Annotated in this window: 14 protein-coding genes, 1 tRNA gene and 2 pseudogenes; 9 read left to right on the plus strand and 8 right to left on the minus strand. The window is 71.0% G+C overall.

Going from position 1 to position 17,986, the window contains the following annotated elements; genetic code table 11:
* Nucleotides 1–259 precede the first annotated feature (259 nt).
* Nucleotides 260–1,849 carry an MFS transporter gene (locus tag OIE49_RS15740; protein ID WP_401788164.1) on the minus strand — a complete coding sequence of 530 codons (1,590 nt, stop codon included), beginning with the start codon at nucleotides 1,847–1,849 and terminating at the stop codon, nucleotides 260–262.
* A 62-nt stretch (nucleotides 1,850–1,911) separates the two neighbouring features.
* On the opposite strand from OIE49_RS15740, the gene OIE49_RS15745 reads away from it, so the two are divergent.
* Nucleotides 1,912–2,961: a helix-turn-helix transcriptional regulator gene (locus tag OIE49_RS15745; RefSeq protein ID WP_326802869.1), complete on the plus strand. Its 1,050-nt coding sequence runs from the start codon at nucleotides 1,912–1,914 to the stop codon at nucleotides 2,959–2,961.
* 447 nt (nucleotides 2,962–3,408) lie between these two features.
* Here the strand turns inward: OIE49_RS15745 and OIE49_RS15750 are convergent, their stop codons facing one another.
* Both OIE49_RS15750 and OIE49_RS15755 read right to left on the minus strand, forming a co-directional pair.
* Nucleotides 3,409–4,407 (minus strand): sigma-70 family RNA polymerase sigma factor, encoded by a 999-nt coding sequence (locus OIE49_RS15750; protein ID WP_100571118.1) that lies wholly within the window; start codon nucleotides 4,405–4,407, stop codon nucleotides 3,409–3,411.
* Nucleotides 4,408–4,845: 438 nt separating this feature from the next.
* The gene (locus OIE49_RS15755; protein WP_100571119.1) at nucleotides 4,846–5,631 is read right to left on the minus strand and encodes a dioxygenase family protein; all 786 of its coding nucleotides are present in this window, start codon (nucleotides 5,629–5,631) and stop codon (nucleotides 4,846–4,848) included.
* A 99-nt stretch (nucleotides 5,632–5,730) separates the two neighbouring features.
* Between OIE49_RS15755 and OIE49_RS15760 the strand changes: the two genes are divergently transcribed.
* The gene (locus OIE49_RS15760; protein WP_100571120.1) at nucleotides 5,731–6,270 is read left to right on the plus strand and encodes a MarR family winged helix-turn-helix transcriptional regulator; all 540 of its coding nucleotides are present in this window, start codon (nucleotides 5,731–5,733) and stop codon (nucleotides 6,268–6,270) included.
* Nucleotides 6,271–6,362: 92 nt separating this feature from the next.
* Here OIE49_RS15760 and OIE49_RS15765 read toward each other — a convergent pair whose 3' ends face one another.
* A complete protein-coding gene (locus OIE49_RS15765) occupies nucleotides 6,363–7,916 on the minus strand; it encodes an MFS transporter (RefSeq protein ID WP_326802870.1) in 1,554 nt (517 codons plus the stop codon).
* A gap of 218 nt (nucleotides 7,917–8,134) precedes the next feature.
* Nucleotides 8,135–8,788 carry a TetR/AcrR family transcriptional regulator gene (locus tag OIE49_RS15770; RefSeq protein WP_326802871.1) on the minus strand — a complete coding sequence of 218 codons (654 nt, stop codon included), beginning with the start codon at nucleotides 8,786–8,788 and terminating at the stop codon, nucleotides 8,135–8,137.
* Nucleotides 8,789–9,176: 388 nt separating this feature from the next.
* Here OIE49_RS15770 and OIE49_RS15775 point away from each other — a divergent pair, with 388 nt between their 5' ends.
* The 4 genes from OIE49_RS15775 (at nucleotide 9,177) to OIE49_RS15790 (ending at nucleotide 12,964) form a co-directional block, all read left to right on the plus strand.
* Entirely contained in the window at nucleotides 9,177–10,472 is a 1,296-nt protein-coding gene (locus OIE49_RS15775) for a M6 family metalloprotease domain-containing protein (protein ID WP_326802872.1), read from the plus strand.
* A gap of 255 nt (nucleotides 10,473–10,727) precedes the next feature.
* Nucleotides 10,728–12,374, plus strand: a complete 1,647-nt coding sequence (locus OIE49_RS15780; protein ID WP_326802873.1) for an IclR family transcriptional regulator domain-containing protein — start codon at nucleotides 10,728–10,730, stop codon at nucleotides 12,372–12,374.
* Between the two features lie 56 nt (nucleotides 12,375–12,430).
* A tRNA-Arg gene (locus tag OIE49_RS15785) sits at nucleotides 12,431–12,503 on the plus strand.
* 113 nt (nucleotides 12,504–12,616) lie between these two features.
* Nucleotides 12,617–12,964, plus strand: a complete 348-nt coding sequence (locus tag OIE49_RS15790) for a hypothetical protein (protein ID WP_326802874.1) — start codon at nucleotides 12,617–12,619, stop codon at nucleotides 12,962–12,964.
* Nucleotides 12,965–13,098: 134 nt separating this feature from the next.
* On the opposite strand, the gene OIE49_RS15795 is transcribed toward OIE49_RS15790, so the two are convergent.
* Complete coding sequence (locus OIE49_RS15795; protein ID WP_326802875.1) at nucleotides 13,099–14,256, minus strand: tyrosine-type recombinase/integrase; 1,158 nt, start codon at nucleotides 14,254–14,256, stop codon at nucleotides 13,099–13,101.
* 595 nt (nucleotides 14,257–14,851) lie between these two features.
* Between OIE49_RS15795 and mobC the strand changes: the two are divergent.
* Nucleotides 14,852–14,995, plus strand: a pseudogene (mobC, locus tag OIE49_RS37105) (plasmid mobilization relaxosome protein MobC); the annotation flags it as partial.
* A 125-nt stretch (nucleotides 14,996–15,120) separates the two neighbouring features.
* Nucleotides 15,121–15,546: pseudogene (locus tag OIE49_RS15805) on the plus strand (MmyB family transcriptional regulator); the annotation flags it as partial.
* A gap of 112 nt (nucleotides 15,547–15,658) precedes the next feature.
* Here OIE49_RS15805 and OIE49_RS15810 read toward each other — a convergent pair.
* Both OIE49_RS15810 and OIE49_RS15815 read right to left on the minus strand, forming a co-directional pair.
* Entirely contained in the window at nucleotides 15,659–16,075 is a 417-nt protein-coding gene (locus tag OIE49_RS15810) for a DUF5994 family protein (protein WP_326802876.1), read from the minus strand.
* Between the two features lie 83 nt (nucleotides 16,076–16,158).
* Complete coding sequence (locus tag OIE49_RS15815; protein WP_326802877.1) at nucleotides 16,159–16,467, minus strand: hypothetical protein; 309 nt, start codon at nucleotides 16,465–16,467, stop codon at nucleotides 16,159–16,161.
* A 375-nt stretch (nucleotides 16,468–16,842) separates the two neighbouring features.
* On the opposite strand from OIE49_RS15815, the gene OIE49_RS15820 reads away from it, so the two are divergent.
* Nucleotides 16,843–17,823, plus strand: coding sequence for an STAS domain-containing protein (locus tag OIE49_RS15820; RefSeq protein WP_326802878.1), 981 nt, complete (start codon nucleotides 16,843–16,845; stop codon nucleotides 17,821–17,823).
* The last annotated feature ends 163 nt before the right edge of the window (nucleotides 17,824–17,986 follow it).

Genomic DNA, 17,986 nt, shown 5'->3' on the forward strand with positions numbered 1-17,986 from the left:
TTGTGGTTTCTCCTCGGAGCGTACGCCGAGACGTCGGGGAAGTAAACAGGTTCGGGCATCGAACCGGGCATGAACGGACTTCCGGTTGCGTCCGGGTCACGGTGAGCCCACGGCACCGCTCGTGCGCCGGACAGGCCCAGCGCCACCCACACGCCGAGAGGCCCAATGCCACCCACACACGCCGAAGGGCCCGGCACCACTCGGGGACACTTAGTGTCCCACTCGGGTGCCGGGCCCCCTCGGCCCTCGTTCGCGCAGGTCAGCCCACCAGCTCGCCCGTCCGCTCCGCCACCGCGGAACGCTCCCCGGCCTCCCCCGTCTCCCCGGCCTCACCGGCGCCCTCCGCCTCCCGGCCCGGCCGCTTGGGCAGGGCCGACATCAGGACGAAGATGACGCCCAGCACCGCCGCCACCCACACCAGCGCGTGCTGGAAGGCGTTGACGAAGGCGGGGCCGACCTCGGCCGGGGTCAGACGGTCGCCGATGACCCCGAAGAAGACCACCGACACCAGGCCGAGCCCCAGCGCGTTGCCCATCTGCTGCACGGTGTTGATCAGCCCGGACGCCGAACCGGCGTGCTCGCGCGGGACCTCCGAGAGCACCGCGTCGGTCAGCGGCGCCACGATCAGGCCCATGCCCAGGCCCATGACGACCAGCGGGAGCGCCATCTGCCAGGGGGCGATGTGCAGGCCGTACCGCTCGGACTCCGCGATGTAGAGCAGGACGCCGACCGCCATCACCAGCGCGCCCGCCTGGAGCACCTTGCGTCCGAAGCGCGGGACCAGCTTCTGCACGGAGACCCCGGCCGCGACGGACACGGCGATCGAGAACGGCACGCCCGTCAGGCCCGCCCGCAGCGGGCTCCAGTGCAGGCCGACCTGCATGTACAGCGTCCAGACCAGGAAGAACACGCCCAGCGCGACACCGAAGACGGTCTGCACCGCGATGCCCGCGGCGAAGCTCTTCACCCGGAACAGCGACAGTTCGATGAGCGGCGAGCCGTCCCGCGCCGCCTTGCTCCGCTCGTACGCCACCAGCGCCGCGAAGACCACCAGCGCGCCCGCCATCGAGAGGTACCCCCACAGCGGCCAGCCCAGCTCGCGGCCCCGGGTCAGCGGGTAGAGCAGCATCAGCAGGCCCAGGGTGACCAGGGCGGCACCCACGAGGTCCAGCTTCAGTGCCCGGGGCGCCTTGGACTCGCTGATGAAACGGTTGCCGAGGACGAGGGCCAGGACGCCGACCGGCAGGTTGATCAGGAAGATCGGCCGCCACTCCAGCCCGAACAGGTTCCACTCGGTGAGCAACGCGCCGAGCAGCGGGCCGGAGACCGCGCCCAGACCGACGATCGCGCCGAACAGGCCGAAGACCTTGCCGCGTTCGTGCGCCGGGAAGGTGGCGTGCACGATCGACAGCACCTGCGGGACCATCATCGCCGCCATGGCGCCCTGCAGGATGCGGGCGGCGACCAGCATCTCGGGGTTCGCGGCGAAGCCGCACAGCGCGGAGGCGACGGTGAAGCCGGCGATGCCGAGGAGGAACAGCCGCTTGCGGCCGTGGATGTCGCCGAGCCGGCCGCCGGTGATCAGACCGGCCGCGAAGGCGAGGGCGTACCCGGCGGTGATCCACTGGATCTGGCTGAAGGACGCGCCGGCGTCCCGCTGGATGGACGGAATCGCGATGTTGACGATCGTGACGTCCACGAGGTCCATGAAGGCCGCGGTCATCACGATCGCCAGGGCGAACCAGCGACGGCGGTCGGCGGGCGGGGCCGAGGCCGGCGTCGTGGTCGAGTTCGGGACCTGCGTCGGGACCGGGGCCGGGCCGTCGGCAGGGGTTTCGGTGGAGGACATGCCGCCACACTACGCAGGCCTTAGGTCAGATCATGTCCTAGTTCTACGGCATTCTCGTATGTATGACGACGGACACTCCGGCCCGGCTCCTCCAGCTCCTGTCCCTCCTCCAGACCCCCCGGGAGTGGCCCGGCGGTGAACTCGCCGAGCGGCTCAGGGTGTCCCGGCGCACGGTCCGGCGGGACATCGACCGGCTGCGTGAGCTGGGCTATCCGGTGCAGGCGACCAAGGGGGCCGACGGCGGCTACCGGCTGGTCGCGGGCAAGGCCATGCCGCCCCTCGTACTCGACGACGAGGAGGCGGTGGCGATCGCGGTCGGGCTGCGCGCGGGAGCCGGGCACGCGATCGAGGGCATGGACGAGGCGTCGGTACGGGCGCTGGCGAAGCTGGAGCAGGTGCTGCCGACCCGGCTGCGGCACCGCGTCTCCACACTTCAGGCCGCGACGACCCCGCTGACCAGCGGGGACGGGGCGAGTGTCGCCACGGAGACGCTCACCGTCATGGCCTCCGCGGTGGCGGGGTACGAGCGGCTGCGGTTCGCGTACCGGGCCGGCGACGGAGCCGTGTCGCGGCGACTGACCGAGCCGTACCGGCTCGTGTCGACCGGCCGGCGCTGGTACCTCGTGGCGTACGACCTGGACCGGGCGGACTGGCGGACGTTCCGTGTCGACCGGGTGAGCGAGCCCTTCGCCACCGGTGCGCGGTTCACTCCGCGGGAGCTGCCGACGGGGAGCGCGGCCGAGTACCTCCGGCAGTCGATGTACCAGCGGCAGGAGACCTACACGTTCACGGTGACCTTCACCGATCCGGCCGAGGCGGTCGCGGCGCGGCTGCCCGCGTGGCTCGGCCCGCTGGAGCCCCTCGACACGGGCGGGTGCCGGCTGCGGGCCACGGTCGGCGACAAGGTGGAGTGGCTCGCGGTGCGGCTGGCGATGCTGGGCTACGAGTTCACGGTGCTGGAACCTGATGAACTCGTGCAGTGCGTACGGCGGTTGGGCGCACGGCTGACGCGGGCCGGCGGGGGCGCCGCAGAGCAAGGAGAGGGCCCGGCGGCGCAACGGGAGGGCGGGGCGGCCGTCTTGTCCTCCGGTCTCACGGAGGAGGTTCCGTAGGCCGGCTCGCGCCCACGCCCCTTCTCCGGACCGTGCCCGGAGGGCAGAAGTGGAGCCGGGCTCCGGCGCCCCGGGGGGAGAGGCGCCGAAACCCGGCTCTGGGAAGGTCCCGGCGCCGGGGGGGAGTGCGTCGGGACGTGGCTCTGGACATCTGTGCGTCCCCGAGGGGGGACGGGCCCGGTCCGGTGGACGGAACCGTCCGGGAACCGAACTCCTGGGCTCGGAAAGGTTGTTCCCGTGCCCTCGCTGCTTCAAGCGACGGTACACGGCCATGTTTGCGCGCCCTTTCGCCACCCGGCGTACGCGGTCGCCCGGCGCACCGTCGGCCTCACGCGCCCGGTCTCACCACACCCCGGCCAGGTTGCCCGCCCGGACAACCGTGAGCCGTGACGACGGCGCGGGCACGTCCCTGGACGAATCCATGGCCGGATCCCGCTCGGAACAGCCTCACGCCGCCGCGTCGAAGCCGGTGTCGCGGGCCAGCTTCTTCAGTTCCAGCAGCGCGTGCTTCTCGATCTGGCGGATGCGTTCACGCGTCAGGCCGTGCTCCTTGCCGACCTCGGTCAGCGTACGCTCGCGGCCGTCCTCTATGCCGTACCGCATCTTGATGATCGAGGCAGTGCGCTGGTCGAGGCGGCCGATGAGGTCGTCGAGCTCCTCGCTGCGCAGCAGCGTCATGACCGACTGCTCCGGCGAGACGGCGGAGGTGTCCTCCAGCAGGTCCCCGAACTGGGTCTCGCCCTCGTCGTCCACCGACATGTTCAGCGAGACCGGGTCGCGGGCCCAGTCGAGAACGTCCGAGACACGCTCGGGCGTCGAGCCGAGCTCCGCGGCTATCTCCGCGGGCTCCGGGTCGCGGCCGTGCTCGCGGTTGAACTCGCGCTGGACACGGCGGATGCGGCCCAGCTCCTCCACCAGGTGGACGGGCAGCCGGATGGTGCGGGACTGGTCGGCTATCGAGCGCGTGATCGCCTGGCGGATCCACCATGTGGCGTAGGTCGAGAACTTGAAGCCCTTGCGGTAGTCGAACTTCTCCACCGCGCGCACCAGGCCCGCGTTGCCCTCCTGGACCAGGTCCAGCAGGGGCAGGCCGCTGCGCGGGTAGCGTCGGGCGACCGCGACGACCAGGCGCAGGTTGGAGCGGATGAAGACGTCCTTGGCCCGCTCCCCCTGGGCCACCAGGGCCCGGAGTTCCTCGTCGGCGGCGTCCGCCTTCGTCCCTTCGTGCCCGTCGAGGATCTGCTGCGCGAACACACCCGCTTCGATGATCTGGGACAGCTCGACCTCCTTGGCGGCGTCGAGCAGCGGTGTACGCGCGATCTCGTCGAGATACATGCCGACCAGGTCGCGATCGGCGATCTCGCCGCCATGGGCGCGAACACTGCTTGCCGCGTTCGCCGTCTCGCCGGTGGCGGACTGACGACGGGCGACGGCACGGGTTGCCATGCGTGCTCCCTTGCGATGGTGGGTCAGCGGGTGGTCCTTCAGATGCTCGGCACCTGCCTCGGAACTCTCCTCGGGTGCCCGGCATCCGATGGAAACAACGACTGGAATCCGGACAGAATTCCCAACCCGCCCGCCAATTTTCTGATCATGCAGTACCCTGTCTCGCCACAGCCGTCGAACTCTGCCGTCGACGGCTATGGAACCGCAGGTCAGGGCGGCGCCGAGGGGCGTCCCGGATCCTTCACGGACCCCGCCGGTCGCCCCGGATGCGAGACCCCACTCACACCGATGGCGCCACTTCAGGGAAGAGCGTCCTCTTCGACCACCTTCCACCCTGATGGACGAATCGCACTCGCGGAAGGTTGCCGCAAACCCGGACTCTCGGGAAAATCCAAGATTCTCCACACCCTCGTCTTACGCAGCGGGGGCGCGCGTGTCTCAGCCGAACTGCACGGAACGCTTGGCCAGGCCCATCCAGAAGCCGTCGATCACGGTCCTCTGCGTACCCAGCTCGCCCCCGGCCTCCGCCGCACCCATGGTCACGAACAGCGGGGCGAAGTGCTCGGTGCGCGGGTGGGCGTACCGGCCGGCCGGGGCCTTGTCGAGGAAGTCCAGCAGGGCGTCCCAGTCGCGGGACTCCAGGGCACGCCGGCCCCAGTCGTCGAACTCGGCGGACCAGCTCGGCACCCCGGCGTGGCGCAGGGCGGCCAGGTTGTGGGTGAAGAAGCCGGAGCCGACGATCAGCACGCCCTCGTCGCGCAGCGGCGCCAGCCTGCGGCCGATGTCCATGAGCCTGACCGGGTCGAGGGTCGGCATGGAGACCTGGAGCACGGGGATGTCGGCGGCGGGGAACATCTCGACGAGCGGGACGTAGGCGCCGTGGTCGAGGCCGCGGTCCGGGACGTCCTGCACGGGCATTCCGGGCGCGCGCAGCAACTTCCGCACGCTCTCGGCGAGTTCGGGTGCACCGGGGGCGGCGTAGCGCACCCGGTAGTAGTGCTCGGGGAAGCCCCAGAAGTCGTAGACGAGGGGGACCGTCTCGATGGCGCCGAGGGCCAGCGGGGCCTCCTCCCAGTGTGCGGAGACCACGAGGATCGCCTTGGGGCGGGGCAGCTCGGCGGACCAGGCGGCGAGCTGGCCGGGCCAGACCGGGTCGTCCGCGAGCGGCGGAGCACCGTGGCCGAGGTAGAGGGCGGGCATGCGCTCTCGGGTGGCAGCGGACATGATGGCGGCTCCCTGAAAGATGCTTGAAAACTAAAGCTCCAAGCCCCACGGTACGTCCAATTTGTTTAAACTTCAAGAAGCTGCTCGTACAGTGGACTCATGAACACGGCACCCGCTTCCGCCCCCGAGCCCGCACCCACGCCCCCCGACGCCGATGCCCACCGCTGGCTCACCGCCGAGGAGCAGGGCGTCTGGCTTTCCTACCGGCACGCCACCACCCTGCTCGAGGACCACCTCGACCGCCAGCTCCAGCGCGACGCGGGCATGCCGCACATCTATTACGGCCTCCTCGTCAAGCTCGCCGACGCCCCGCGGTACCGGCTGCGGATGACCGAACTGGCCATGGACGCCAAGATCACCCGCTCCCGCCTCTCCCACGCGATCGCCCGCCTGGAGAAGAACGGCTGGGTGCGCCGCGAGGACTGTCCCTCCGACAAGCGCGGCCAGTTCGCGGTCCTCACCGACCAGGGTCTCCAGGTGCTGCGCCGCACCGCGCCGGGTCATGTGACCGCCGTACGCCAGGCGCTCTTCGACCGTCTCACCCCGGAACAGCAGAAGTCCCTCGGCGAGATCATGCAGATCGTCGCCGAGGGACTCCAGCCGAACGAAGCGGGTGCGGACCTGCCCTGGCTCCGCTGAGGGGCGGAGAGGTACGGGACAGGTGCGTGGTTTACGGCCCCGGTGGGCGCCTCAACTGGCTCTGAGCAGGCGCCTCATCGGGTGCCCCGGTGTCAGTGGACGATGACCGGCACCGCCGTCTCGTCCTCGGCGCCCGCGCCGGACCCGTCCCCGGACCCGTTCACCTTGGTGCCGCCCGGACGCCCCGCGTTGACGAGGGTCAGGGCGATCACGGCGGCCACGACCAGGATGCCGACGGCGAACCAGACCGCGCTGGTGTAGCCGTGCACCATGCTCTCCAACTGCACCAGCTGCTGCTGGGGCCTGGTGGCGGCACCCTTGATGTGGTCCTGGATGTACGAGGTCGTGGCCGAGGCCGCGATCGTGTTCAGCAGGGCCGTACCGATGGCGCCGCCCACCTGCTGGGAGGTGTTGACCATCGCGGAGGCGACACCCGCGTCACGCGGCTGGACACCCTGCGTGGCCAGGGACATGGCCGGCATGAACGCCGTACCCATGCCGAGGCCCAGCAGCAGCATCGCGGGCAGCAGCAGGGTGGCGTAGGAGGAGTCGAGCTCCAGCTGGGTCAGCAGCAGCATGCCGGTGGCGGCGACCAGGAAGCCGGGGCCCATCAGCAGCCGCGGTGCCACCCGGGTCATCAGGCGGGTGCCGATCTGGGTGGAGCCGGTGATCATGCCGACGACCATCGGAAGGAAGGCGAAGCCGGTCCGCACCGGCGTGTACCCCCGCACGACCTGGAGGTAGTACGTCAGGAAGAGGAACAGGCCGAACATCCCGATGACCGCGAGGCCCAGCGACAGGTAGATCCCGCCGCGGTTGCGGTCGGTGACCACGCGCAGCGGCAGCAGCGGGGCCTTCACTCGCGACTCGACCAGCGCGAAGGTCAGCAGCAGAACGGCGGACGCGACGAACATCGAGACGGTCAGGGTGTCGCTCCAGCCCTCGGACTCGGCGCGGGTGAAGCCGTACACCAGGGAGACCAGGCCGAGGGTGGACAGCACCACGCCCGGGATGTCGAGCGGCGCGCGGTTGCGGCCGCCGGCCGGCTCGCGGATGACGAAGTAGGCCCCGGCCGCGGCGACGATCGCGAACGGGATGTTCACGAAGAACGTCCAGCGCCAGTCCAGGTACTCGGTGAGGAATCCGCCGAGGATCAGACCGACGGCGCCACCGCCACCGGCGATCGCGCCGTATATGCCGAACGCCTTGGCGCGCTCCTTGGCGTCGGTGAACGTCACCGCGAGCAGGGAGAGCGCGGCGGGCGCGAGCAGCGCGCCGAAGACGCCCTGCAGCGCGCGGGCGCCGAACATCATCGCGCCGGTGGTGGCCGCGCCGCCGAGCGCGGAGGCCGCCGCGAAGCCGGTCAGACCGGTCACGAAGGCCCGCTTGCGGCCCCAGAGGTCGGCGATACGGCCGCCGAAGAGCAGCAGTCCGCCGAAGGCGAGGGCGTAGGCCGTGACGACCCACTGCCGGTTGCCGTCGGAGATGCCCAGGTCGCGCTGGGCGGAGGGCAGCGCGATGTTCACGATGGTCGCGTCCAGCACGACCATCAGCTGGGCGAGCGCGATGAAGACGAGCGCCTTCCAGCGGCTCGGATCACCGGACGCCTCCGGGACGCCGGGAGCCTTTGCGGCTGTTTCAGACATGGGTGTACCCACTTCGGGACTTCGTGACGGAAAAGACGGAGAGACAGAGAGAGGCAGGGAGAGGCAGGGAGGGACAGGAAGGCGAGAGGAGGCGAGAGGAGAAGAGTCGGGAAGTTACGGAAAGAGACTGGAACGGGCTGGAAAAGACGGAGAAAACGGCGTCGGAAGGTCGCGGCCGGCCTCACGGCCGACTCGGGTCCGGTTGCGCTTCCGGCCGGTCAGGCCCGGCGGAGTTCCTCCAAGGTCGCGGTCGTACCCGGAAGGGCGGATCGGGCCGGGGCCCGCAGCCCGTCCAGGAACAGTTGCAGATGACGGTGCACGAAGCGGTCGATGCTGCCGCAGCCGGTGCCGGCCAGCGGCCGGGAGAGCTGGGCCACGGCGACCATCACGTCGCCGACGCCCACGTCGGGGCGCAGTTGCCCGGCCTCCTTGGCGCGGTTCATGACCTCCTCGACGAGGTGTTCGATCCTTTCACGGGCGGCTTCCAGGTCGGGGTGATGCCGGTCGAACGTGCTGGAGACCATCGGGCACAGCGCGCTGATCCGCTCGTCGGCGGAGGCGTGCACGAAGTGCTCCAGGGCGCCGAAGGCGTCACCCGTCTCCGCGAGCGCCCGCTCGGCCGCCCGCGCCGTACGGTCCATGACGGAGCAGACGACCTCGCGTACGAGGGCGTCACGGTCCGGGAAGTTGCGGTACAGCGTGGCGTTGCCGACGCCGGCCCGGCGGGCGATCTCGTCGAGCGGCACCTCGGGGCCGTACTCGACGAACATCTCGCCGGCGGCGGTGACGATGCGCTCCCGGTTGCGCAGGGCATCGGCGCGAAGCCGGGTCGCCTTGCGGTGCTCGGGGTTCGCGGTCGTCGCGGCTTGCACGGTGCACTCCTCAAGTCGGTCGGTCGGCCACTCGGCCGACCCTTGCTCGCCCGCCCGCCGGTTGGTTGGTCGGTCGGCCGGTCGGCCCATCGATTGGCCGGTCGGTCATCCGACGGCCGGTGCGTCGGGCGGGGTTGCGATCCGGGGAACGAGTCCCCGTTTCGCGCGGACACACAGCCAAACGGGGAAGAGGTCCCCGGTTATTTCCGGACCGCCGCGAGTTTTCTCGTGACCTGAGTCACACCCGCCTGGGCGTACGCATTCGCACGGCCGGACGCCCCGTCGCACGTCCGGACCGCTCCAGCGCGCGCCGAACGCCCAGGCGACACAGGGTGATCGCAAGGGTGCAGCCGGAAACCGGTGGCTGCCTGGCGCGAAAGGTGAACGCATGCAGGCGCAGCCGCCCCGCCGCCGTATAGGCCCGATACCCAAGCGCCGTGCGGTCGCCATGGCCTCCGTCACGGCGCTGATCCTCGCGGTCGGCACCTCGGCGGGAACCGGTCACCTCACGGCGGGCGGCACGGCGCCCGACACCGGAACGTCCGCGCTGGCCCGCTCCCCCGCCCTGACCCCCTGCATGATCAGCGGAGCCTCTTCGGTCCAGATGTCGGAGGGCGTCCCCACCACCGGCGGCTACGCCCGCTCCCTCGGTACCGTCCACGCCCTGACCCTGATGATCGACTTCTCCGACTCGCCCGGCGAGGACGACGCGCTCGACCGCTTCCACGAGTTCTTCCCGCAGACCCAGGAGTGGTTCCACACCGCCTCCTACGGCCGCCTCGACTACCGCGCGGAGACCCCGATCACCCGGTGGCTGCGCATGCCGAAACCGTTCAAGGACTACGGCCTGGAGCGCGGCGCCCCGTTCGACCCCGGCTACCGCCAGCTGATCAAGGACATAGTCGCGGCCGCCGGCCCGACGGTGGACTTCCGGGACTACGACCTGATCAACATCCTCATGACGCCGAACGCGGGTCCCTCCGCCCTGGACACGGTCCTGTCGGTGACCTTCGCCGGCAATTCGGACGCTCCCGTCGCCAACGGCGTCGCGATGGCCAACGTCTCCTTCATCTACTCCCGCCAGGACGACGGCTCCGGCTCCTTCGAGAAAACCGGCTTCCGCGTCCTGCCCCACGAGAACGGCCATGTCTTCGGACTGCCCGACCTCTACACCCAGGAGGGCGGGGAGGCGGTCGGCCACTGGGACATCATGAGCGAGGACTGGGGCGCCAACAACGATCTGCTCGGCTGGCACAAGTGGAAGCTGGGCTGGCTGGACGCCTCCCAGGTGAGCTGCGCGTCCAAGAAGGGCTCCACCGAGTACACCCTCACCCCGCTGGGCCGCGTGGGCGGCCACAAACTGGTCTTCGTCCCCCTCGACGGACGGACCGGTTACGCCCTCGAACTGCGCACGCTCTCGGGCAACGACGAGGACGTGTGCCGGCCGGGCATCCTGGTCTACAAGGTCGACGCCGAGGTCGACACCGGGCAGGGCCCGATCACGGTCCGCGACTCCCACCCCAACTCCGGCGGCTGCACCCACAGCCCCAACGTCGAGGCGGAGCTCTCCGACGCGCCCTTCGCGCCGGGCGAGTCCTTCAAGGACCCCAAGGCACATCTCCGCGTCGACGTGGTCTCGGCCGGCCACGCGGGGAACTACCGGATACGGGTCACCCGGCAGTGACGCGCGGCCCGCGCGGACGCGGACGGAGCGGACGGGGGCGGAGCGGACGGGGGCGGAGCGGACGCGGACGGAGCGGACGCAAACCGTACAGGCACGGTCGGCGCGGACCTGGAGCATACGCACGCACGCGAACCCCGCGGACGCGGCCGTCGCGGGCCTGAACCGTTCGCACGCGGACCGCGCGGACGCGCGAACGGACTACCGTAGGCCGCCGTAGGCCTGCTGCGACCACCGCCGTACCGGAGAACCGAACCGATGCCCGCGAACACCACGACGGATCCGGAGGCCCATGAGGCCGCCGGCGTCGACGACGCCCGCACCGGGCCCTCCACGCCAGGCGCGCACCCGGCCGCATCCCCCGTCGGACCGGCCGCCGCACCCGCCGAAGCCGTGACCCCGCTGATGCGGGGCGTGGCCGTGCTGCGGGAGCTGACGCGGGCCGGAGGGACGCTGAGCCCCAGCGCCCTGGAACGTGCCACGGGCCTCGCCCGCTCGACGGTGGACCGCATCACGGCGACGCTCGCGCGGATGGGATACGCACGCCTCGACGGCCGGGACGTCGTCCTCACCCCCCGACTGATGGAACTGGGCAACGCCTACCTGGCCTCCCTGCGCCTGCCGGCCCTGCTCGGCGCGCGCGCCGACGCGCTCGCCGACGAACTGGACGAGTCGGTGTCCCTGGCGGTCGGCGACCGCGACGGAATCCGCTTCATCCACCAGGCGACCCGCCGCCGCGCGATGTCGTTGAGCTTCCGTATCGGCGACCTGCTCCCGGCCGAACGCACCGCGCCGGGCGCCCTGTTCGCCACCGAGTGGACGGACGAGGACTGGCACCGCTGGCACGAGCGCCGCTCGACGGACCCGGAGGACCGGAACTTCCCGGCGGTACCGCAACGCGCCCCCGGCCCGGACGACTTCGAGGAGCGAACCGCTCAAGCGGGCCGCGAGGGCTGGTCGTTGGACGACCAGCTGATCGAACCGGGCCTGGTCGCGGTCTCCGTGCCGGTACGGAACCCCGCCGACGGCCGGATCGCGTGCGTGGCGAACGTGGTGAGCCACACCAGCCGCCACTCGGCTCATGATCTGCGCACGACGCTGCTGCCCCGTCTGCGGAAGACGGTCGCGGCCATGGAACGGGACCTGCGCGAGGCCCCGCCCCCGGCTTCCGTGCCGCCGCCGTCGGGCCTGGCGACCTGGACGGCCGCCTCGAAACAGGAACTGGGCCGCGACTTCGTCGAATCCCTGGCCCGCGGACTGACGGTCCTGACGGCCTTCGACGAGGGCCGGCCCGCCCTGACCCTGACCGAGGTCGCGAAGGCCACGGGCCTGGCCAGGGCGACGGCCCGCAGGGCGCTGATCACCTACGAGCACCTGGGCCTGGTGAGCCAGTCCAAGGACACCCGCACGTTCACGCTCACCCCCCGGGTCCTGTCCCTTGGCTTCCCGCCGCTCTCCCGCGCCACCCTGTCCGGGATCGCCCAGCCGCATCTGGAGGACCTGGCGGCCCGGGTGCACGAGACGACGTCACTCGCCGTACTGACGCCGTCCGGCGAGGAGATCCAGTACACGGCCCGTGCCACCACGAGCCGCATCATGAGCGTCGACATCACGGTCGGCGCCCGCCTCCCGGCCCGCGCGACGTCCCTGGGCCGAGCCCTCCTGACAGGCCACGGCCACGCCCTGTCCGACGAGGAACTGGAACAGGGCGTTCGCTCGATCGCCGTCCCCCTCCACGACCGCGCGGGCCGAGCGGTCGCCGCGACGAACATCGCCTTCCACGCGGCCCGCCACACCCGCGAGGAATGCGTCGAGCACCTCCTCCCCGCCCTGACCCGCACCGCCCACCACATGGAGGAAGACCTCCACATGGCCTCACGCTTCACCCGTGTCGCCCTGACCTGACTCCCCACCGCCCCAATCCGGTACGCTGACGCCTGTGGCCCACGGGACCACGATCCGCCTTCGTAGCTCAGGGGATAGAGCACCGCTCTCCTAAAGCGGGTGTCGCAGGTTCGAATCCTGCCGGGGGCACAGCAAAACGCCTGGTCAGAGGCCCTTCCGTCCCACGGGCGGGAGGGCCTTCGTACTCGCAGCACACATATGGCACACATGCGGCTGCGGGCAGAGGTGGGGAGCTGTGCGAGATGCCCGCGAAGAACGAGCTGTCCCGGCGCCGGTACGAGAAGCTGGTCGACCGGCTGGAGTCGTTGATGCGGGCCGCTCTGAAGCCGCAGTACGAGGGGTATCTCGGGCAGCTGGTCCTGGGCAGCGACGACCTCACAAAGATGGGCGACCTCAAGGACGTTCGGCAGGCGGCGCGGGAGGCCGGGCAGCGTCTGGGCTGGAAGACCTCCACTCGCCTCGTCGGTGGCCGGCTCTTCGTGCTCGACGAGCGGTCAGTGCCTGAGCACATCGAGGCGCTGGCCGAGGACGAGACCGCTGCCGCGATGGACCGGGCCTGGCGGGATGGCCGACGACCTAGGCTGCTCTGACCCGGAAAGACCGGAAGGCCGCCTCCACCGGTTCCATACCAGTGACGGCGGCCCCCTCCGTTTGCCGTTTCCCGGCACGGATCAAACCCACATCACGCCGAGTCCTCCTCCAGGGCGGCCACCGCCTCGGCGGCCTAGCGGGCCTTCCGCTCGGCCTTCTCCAGCCTGGTCTTCGCCTTGGCCAACTGCTTGGCACGCCGCTTGTGCATCTTCTTCGAGACCTCGTCGAGACGGTCCGGGAAGAGATGCCCGTACGTGTCCAGGGTCAGCGTCGCCGACTTGTGGCCCAGCATCGTCTGGACGACGTTGACGTCCGCACCGCTGGCGATGGCGAGCGAGGCGGCCGTGTGGCGCAGCTTGTGCGGGGTGACCTTGAGGTGCCCCAGTCCGGCTTTCACGACCGCCGGCGCGAAGAGCCGCTGCCGGAAGTTACGGGCCCGCAGCGGCCCGCCCTGCGGGGCGGTGAACAGGAGCTCATCCTCGTCCCGCCCCTCGACGTGGGGCTTCAACTCCTTCGCCAGGAATCTCGGGATCGGTACGGACCGGCGTTCGTGGTTCTTGGGAGTGTCGAGATAGAGCTTGCCGTTGTCCTCGACGTACGCCTCGACGATGTGGGCACGGCAGGCGTCCAGGTCGACTCGGCCCACCTTCAGCGCGGACGCCTCACCCCAGCGCAGACCCGTGTAGGCCAGCAGCAGGATGAACACCCGGTAGGCGCCTGCCGCGTCGGCGAGTCCGTCCACCTGCAGGTCGTCGAGATAGACGTGATCGGTGGGGGCTGCCTTCGGGAGAGGCACTCCGAGGGCCGGATTGACGGCCAGACGACGGGACTGGACCGCATAGCCAAGGACCCGGCTGAGGACGACGTATGCCTTCCGTACCGAGCGAGGGCTGAGCTTCCTGCCGCCCGTCGCCTCGCCGGACAGCATGTCGCCCAGCCACTCGGCGACGTCCTCGAAGTGAATGCGGTCCAGGGACGTCGTTCCCCACCGCGGCATCACATGGACATCGAGAACCCCCCGATAGCGATTGCGCGTCGAGCGCTTGAGGTGGATCTGGGCGGCCAGCCAGGAGTCGGCGACCTCAGCGAACTTCACGCGCCCGGCGGCCGGGTCCCGATAGGAGCCGTCGGTGAGCCGGGACTCCAGCCTGGTCCGCTCGGCCTCGGCGTCGGCCTTGCGGGCCACGGTCTGCATCTTCGGCCTGCCGTCGGGGCCGTACCAGCGCACGCGGTAGCGACCGGGCGGAGTACGGCCCGCCTTCCTGGCCGCCGCCACGGCTGCGACTCGCACGGGAAGCCTGCCCATCGGCCCGCTGGGCGGCCCTGCCAGGCCCACGCGCGCCCGCTGACCCACCCGGCCGGGCATCCGTCCAGCTCCGTCGCGTCCGTCCCCGCGCAGGTCAGCGCGGGGACGGACGTCCCTGCCGGGACGGACCTCTCCGTACCAGCACCCGCGTCCGTACCAAGTGTGACCAGCCACGCGACGGATGCAACGGACGCACCACAGACCACCACTGCACGCGATCGGAGGCACCACCATGCCCGACAGCCACACCGATACGAGTTCCACCCACCGGGCAGCAAGGTATGCCGTTGGACCGTCCAAGGGCCGGTCCAACGGGAATGCCTCCGCCCCGGGGGTGGCGGAGGACCTCCGGCACCGAGGGATGCCTGAGCAGGAGCAGCGTGCCGGCACAGGGACCGTCGTGCTGCCGCGCGCCGCCGAAGCCGCCGCCCTGCACCGCATCGCCCGTCGCCGCAAGCGCAAAGACACCCAGCGAAAGCAGCGCGTCGACGTGCGTTACAGCGTCGAGGAGAAGGCCGCCATCCTCGCCAGGGCACGGTCGCTGAACATCGCCGGCGCCCACTACATCGGCGCCGTCGTCATGGCCCACATCCACGGCGAACTCGCCCTGCCCGGACAGCGCACAACGCTGGACGACTACATCGACGAGCTGACCGCTCTGCGCGAACAAGTCGCCAAGATCGGCAACAACGTCAACCAAATCGCCCGGAAGCTCAACTCCGGCGGCCATCCACACCCTGTGGACCGTGCCGCCATGTCCCAGACCGAGCGCACCCTGACGACGGTCCGTGCTGCCGTCGGCGAGATCGCGGCAGCGGCGAACCGGGCCGTCACCAAGAAGGCGGCCTCCTCGCCCGCTATCTCTTCCTCCACCCCGCCGCCGGCGACCTCTTCCCCGACTGGAACCGCCAGATCACTGGCTGCGTCGCCCGACTGCGCGCCATCGCCGGCACCGCACCCGACGCTCCCGACCTGACCAACCTGGTCGGAGAACTCCTCCTCAAGAGCCCCGACTTCGCGGGCCTGTGGGAACGCTACGAGGTGACCGGACGCAAACCCGCGCAGAAGACCTTCCAGCACCCCCAGGTCGGCATGGTCACCCTCACGTCCCATTCCCTGCACGTGGAAGGCACCCCGGGACAGCGCATCGACATCTACACCGCCGAACCCGGCGCCCCCGACCACGACGCCCTGCTCCTGCTCGACATGACCACGCCCCGACCCGAGCACGGTTCCGCGCCATCCACCCCGGGAGCGATCCGCCGGCAGCCGTGAGCCACCGCCGCTGTCCGGCAGGAACGCGCCGCCACGGCATGCGCCCGTGACCATCCGGCTCCCTGCCGACGGCTTGGAGCCGACCCGCTCCCCGCAGGCCGGCCCGTCCAGGTCAGGCAGTGCGCCTCGCAAGCGGGGCGTCCGCCGTGACCGTCTCCATGAGCCGCCCGGCCTCCTCCTCCGTGGCGGCGGGCGGCACGACGAGCAGGTCCCAACGGCCGTACCCGGGAGCGAGCAGGCAGATGGTGTGTTCGGCTCGCGGCAAGTCCGTCCGGCGCAGGTGCACCTTCTGGTCCTCGATGAGCATCCCGTCCCCGGACAGCGACCACATCGCCCCGTTCACCAGAACGCTGCTGATGTGCCCCCAGCGGTGCGGCAGCCCGGCGAGCAGTCCGGGGAGCTCGGCGGTCAGGTCGTAGGACCTCGGCCACCAGGCCCCGTCGATACGACGGGCGGAGCCGTCATGGAAGGTCTGCTCTCCCAGCCGGAGCCGGGCGGAAGGCGGGTGAAGCGAAAGGGTGGTGGTCATGAGGACTCCTGGGGCGGTAGGGGTGGGGGACTCGCCACGGTCGGGGGTTCGGCGGGCGACGGCCCGCCCGGCGGCCACACGCATTACGCCGTCTCGCCCGGATGTGTCCGGTCGACCGGCGGCCTGCTGGCCTCCAGCCAGGAGCGGAGCGAGCCGGCGCCCCGCTCGGGGTCGAGCGTGAGGTGCAGACGCGTCCCTCTACCTGACGGGGACGCCGGGTAACTGCGTTGCTCGCCCCCTGCGAACAGCAGCCGGAGAGCGTCCGCGACGTGCCGGGCCGCTTCGGCGTCCATGGAGACGATGCGGACCTCGACCCTGCCCCCGGCGGGAGGGGCATCCGGAACGTCCAAGGTCAGGGATGAGTACGGTGAGTGCAGGGATTCGGTGGTCATCGGGCGGAACCTGTCCCGGGCCGGAAACGGCCCGTGAGGTGTCACGCGGCCCCTACCGAGCCGCGCGCCGAGGACGAGACCAGCCCTGTCACCGGTGTCCGAAGTACCCTCGACCCTCCCCACCGTACTCCTGGCACCCTCGGCGCAGCCGCTTCCCGTCGCAGGCGACGTAGGGTTGACGTACCGAGGGCACCACGCACTCCGGCCGCCGCGCCGGGTCGTCCTCGGCGAGAGACGAACCCGGGCCGCCCCCAGCGGTCGGCGCGGAGACGGGTCGGCATCATGTCCGCCGCGGTCGAAGCAACTCCACGCAAGCGCATCATGGCTGGGGCCGCGCTGAGCAGCCGCGCTGGTCCACGCCCCAGGGGAAGCGTGATGGCCTTTCCCCGGCTGGACATCCGTCGGCGGAACCGAGGGGAGCGGACGCAAGTCACGCTCGCCGGTGACATCGGACCGGCCACGACGCCGCTGCTGCGGGCCGCATTGGAGCAGTGTCTGCTGGACGGTGTCACCGTGATCGACATCGACCTGGCCACGGTCGGCTCCTGCGACGCCAGGGGCTTGGACATCCTCCTGTCGGCGTCACGGCGCGCCGGCCGGGTTCACGCCTCCCTGCGGCTGCACCACCCGTGCGCGCAGATCACCCAGCTCCTCGCCGTCACCGGATCCGCTTCGCTGCTCCTTGCGGCTCCCGTGAGCCCCGTTCCGCCCGCCGCACCCGGCGACCTCATGAGTACCGCGCCGCGGGCGCCCGAGGACCCCGCTCGTCGGCCGGATCAGCCGGTCCTCAAGGACGCGATCCGCCTTCGCCGGCTGACCCGCTGGCAGGCCGAAGACATGCGCGAGGACATCGCGGACCTGGCCGCGGAGTCTGTCGCGGACACCCCCGGCGAGGCGTACCACGACCGTGGAGACTTCCTGCGCCGCTTGGCGGTCACGGCCCACCGCCCCGGCTTCGCGCTGCTGGTCGCCGAGACGACGGTGCTGGTCGGTTGCGCCTTCGGTTTTCCGGTGGGCCCTGACGGCTCCGGCCGACGGGGGTTCGACGGAACGCTCCAGGAGACCATCCAGCGGCTCACCTCCCGCGCGCGGTTCGTCGTCCTCACCCAGGTCGTGGCCCATCCGCACGCTCAGCACCGCGACATCGCCCGCCGCCTGCAACAGCGTCTGCTCGCAGACCTGCACTCCTCCCTCGGGGTCACCCTGCTGCATCCTGCCGACCAGGCAGGACAAGCCTCCTTCTCGTCCTGGGGCTGGCAGAACATGGGTGAGGTCGTCGGGCTGCCCGGCCCCGTCGCCCCCTGCGTGCTGAGCCTGCCTGCCGAAGGGCTTGTCCCCGGCACGCCGATGATGTGACGGAGGGACGATGAGCCGGCGTTCGTACCGGCCTCGGCGGTCACGCCACCCGTCGCCTGCCGTACGAACGTATCTCCGCGCAACGGCTGCGCACCGCGCCGCCCGCGACGGCCGGGAGTAACCTGGCAGGTACCGAGAGCTTTTCGGGCGCGCGACCACGGCG

The organism is Streptomyces sp. NBC_01788 (assembly GCF_035917575.1).
Classification (GTDB): domain Bacteria; phylum Actinomycetota; class Actinomycetes; order Streptomycetales; family Streptomycetaceae; genus Streptomyces.